3 protein-coding genes are annotated in these 3,245 nt (G+C 71.7%); all 3 read left to right on the top strand.

Annotated elements, in window-relative coordinates; genetic code table 11:
• Positions 1-55: 55 nt before the first annotated feature.
• From ACRDSQ_RS30295 to ACRDSQ_RS30305, 3 genes are read left to right on the top strand one after another with little or no spacing between them, the layout of a single operon-like run.
• Positions 56-1,078 carry a DUF916 domain-containing protein gene (locus tag ACRDSQ_RS30295; protein WP_431425806.1) on the top strand — a complete coding sequence of 341 codons (1,023 nt, stop codon included), beginning with the start codon at positions 56-58 and terminating at the stop codon, positions 1,076-1,078.
• Positions 1,065-1,754 carry a hypothetical protein gene (locus ACRDSQ_RS30300; protein ID WP_431425808.1) on the top strand — a complete coding sequence of 230 codons (690 nt, stop codon included), beginning with the start codon at positions 1,065-1,067 and terminating at the stop codon, positions 1,752-1,754. Before ACRDSQ_RS30295 ends, ACRDSQ_RS30300 begins: the two co-directional genes overlap by 14 nt.
• Positions 1,747-3,231: a hypothetical protein gene (locus tag ACRDSQ_RS30305; RefSeq protein WP_431425810.1), complete on the top strand. Its 1,485-nt coding sequence runs from the start codon at positions 1,747-1,749 to the stop codon at positions 3,229-3,231. The genes ACRDSQ_RS30300 and ACRDSQ_RS30305 overlap by 8 nt, the downstream gene beginning before the upstream one ends.
• Positions 3,232-3,245: the final 14 nt, after the last annotated feature.

Genomic DNA, 3,245 nt, shown 5'->3' on the forward strand with positions numbered 1-3,245 from the left:
GACCGGGCCCCAGCGCCCGGTCCGCGCCACGCCCGCACTCCACAAAGGACCAATCATGCAGTCGCTCTGGCGCCGGACACTCGCCTCCGGCCTCCTCGCCGCGCTCGCGCTGGGCTTCGCGCCCGCGACCGCGCGGGCCGCCCAGGACAAGGGCCCGGCCACCTTCGGTGTGCGGCCCGCGACCGCCCAGGCGCCGGACAACCGCCCGAACTTCAGCTACAGCGCCACACCCGGCGCCGTGGTCAGGGACCACCTCGCGGTCGCGAACATCTCCGACGCCCCGCTGAGCCTCAAGGTCTACGCGAGCGACGCGTTCAACACCCCCGACGGCGGGTTCGACCTGCTCGACGCGGGCCGCGCGCCGGTGGACGTCGGGGCGTGGGCCAAGGTGGACGCGGGCGCCATGGACGGAACCACAGTGGTTCCCGGCCGCACCACCAGGATCGTGCCGTTCACCGTGACCATCCCGGCGAACGCCACGCCCGGCGACCACGCGGGCGGCATCGTCGCCTCGCTGGTCACCGAGGCCACCGGGTCCGACGGGCAGCGCGTCGCCGTCGAGCAGCGCGTGGGCGCCCGCATCTACCTGCGCATCTCCGGCGATCTCGTGCCGAAGCTGACCATCGAGGACGTCGCCGGATCCTACGACGGGTCGTTCTTCGGCACCGGCTCGACCCGGATCAGCTACGTCGTGCGCAACAGCGGCAACGTGCGGCTGGGCGGCAGGCAGAAGGTGACCGTGGAGACGCCCTGGGGTTCGGGCACGGCCGCGCCGAACCTGCCCGACCTGCCCGAACTGCTGCCCGGCAACAGCTTCCAGGTGACCGCCACCGTCTCGGGTGTGCTCCCGGCGGGCTGGCTGAGCGGCCTGGTGCACATCGACCCGGTGGCCTCGCCCGGACCGCAGCCGCAGGCCGACGCCGTCGACGCGAGTGTGACCGTCGCCGCCGTGCCGTGGCTGCTGGTCGTGGTCCTCGCGCTCGTGCTGGCTCTCAGCCTGTTGCTGCTGTGGCGCAAGCGAAAGCGTCGCTCGGTCGAGCCGAGCCCGGTGCCGGAGGTGGCTCATGCGGTGGCGTGACGGGATCGCACTCGCGTTGGCCCTCTTCATCGCGGTGTCGATGGCGCCCGTGGCGGCCGCGCAACCGCTGGGCGGGCTGGTGATCACCCCGGGGGAGAGCGTCGACGCCGTGCCGGTGCGGCTGCGCACCGAGGGCGGCTGCCCGGTGGCGGCCACCGGCTATCTCGCCACGATGCGCGGGCACGGCCTGGCCGACGCCGTCGTCGTGTCGACGTCGGATGTGGGGATGTCGCACACCGAGGGCTTCGAGGTGCACCTCGCATACACCTTGAAGGACTTCGCCGCCGACAACAAGACCGAGCTCCGCGGCCGGTACGACATCACGCTGCGCTGCGTCGACATGTTCACCCAGCAGAGCTTCGGCGATTTCGGCGGCTCCCTCGAGTTCGCCGAACCCGGCCGGTACACCGCGATCGGCAAGGCCAAGGGACCCGCGCGGCAGACCGCGCCCGCGATCCCGCCCGACTTCACCGGCCCACCCGCCGACACCGCCCAAGCAGGCCCGCCCGCCTCAACCCAGCCTGCCCCGCCCGCGGCGGGACTCGCCCCTGAGGCGGCCCGCGGCCAGGCGGCGCCGGATGACGGGACCCGGCCCTTCCTTTACCTCGCCCTCGGCATCGTCGCCCTCGTCCTCGTGGCCGCGGCGTCCCACCTATGGAGGAAAGTTCATGCGTAAGCGCCAACTGATCGCCGCGGCCGCGGCCGCGCTCACCGTCGCGGGGATCGCGGTGGTCCTCACCGCGGGCAGCAGCCAGGCCGAACCGCCGGTGGGCACCCTTGGGACCCTCACGGTGAGCAAGGCGAAGGGGCTCGACACCGACGCCCCGGGCTACCTGACCTCGGCGGGCTGCTCGGCCGACGCCGACGGTTACGACCTGAAGATCCACGGGCCCGGCAAGTTCGCCGACGGCCTCGTCGCCACCACGGTGACCGACGTCGGCTTCAGCACCGGCGGCGGGTTCCCGGTCACCCAGACGCTGACCTTCAAGGACGTCGCGGTCGACAACAGCACCACGATCCAGGCGGGCGCCTACACCGCGGTCGTGAGCTGCCTCGACATGTTCTCCGCCGAGGTCAAGGGCACCTTCACCAGCAACATCTACTTCACCGACGCCACGCACTGGCAGGTCACGGACCCGGCGGCGCCCACCACCACCACCACCGTGCCGACGACCACCACGACGGCGCCGACGACGACCACAACCACAGTCGAGCCCACGACCACGACGACCGAGCCGACTACCACCACTGTCGAGCCCACGACGACGACCGAGCCGACCACCACTGAGCCGACCACCACGACGACTGAGCCGACCACCACGACCACCGAGCCGACCACCACGACGGTCGAGCCCACCACGACCACGGTGGAACCCACGACCACCACAACCGAGCCGACCACGACGACCGTCGAGCCCACCACGACCACCACCACCACCACCACCACGGTCGCGCCCACGTCCACAGTCGACCCGACGACCACGACGACCACCCCCGCCGGTCCAGCCGACTTGGGCAAGCTCACGGTCGACAAGGCAGCTGGCCTCGACGTGGACGCCCCCATCTACACCACGTCCGGCCCCTGCTCCGCGGACTCCGACGGCGCGACCATGTTCATCTCCGGGCCCGCGGGCTTCGAAGGCGGCCTGCTGAGCAACGTGTGGAGCTCCACCGAGTTCTCCACGGCGGCCGCGTTCTCGGTGAAGCAGTCGAACACCTTCAAGGACATCGCGGTCGACAACAACACGACGATCGTGCCGGGCACCTACACCGTGGAGGTCTTCTGCGTCATCGGCTTCGAGGCCAAGGACGTCGGCTTCTTCAGCGTCCAGCTGGAGTTCACCAGCGCGGCCGCCTGGAAGATCAAGACGGACCCGACCACCACGACCACCACCCCGACCACCACCGCGCCGACCACGACCACCACCGGCACGGCGACGACCTCGGAGACGACGGTCGGCGAGTCCACTACGACGACGACCACCGACCCGGCGCCGCAGGGCACCTCGGGGACGACCGGCTCCGGTGAGCTGGCGAGCACCGGCGCGTCGATCGGGTTCGCGCTGCTCGCCGGGACGGCACTCATCGGCTTCGGTGTCATCGCCGTGCTCGCCGCCCGCCGTCGCCGGGGCGCCAAGCCGACCGAGAGCTGACGCCTGCCGCGTGG

This window comes from Actinokineospora sp., from assembly GCF_050699995.1.
Lineage (GTDB): Bacteria > Actinomycetota > Actinomycetes > Mycobacteriales > Pseudonocardiaceae > Actinokineospora.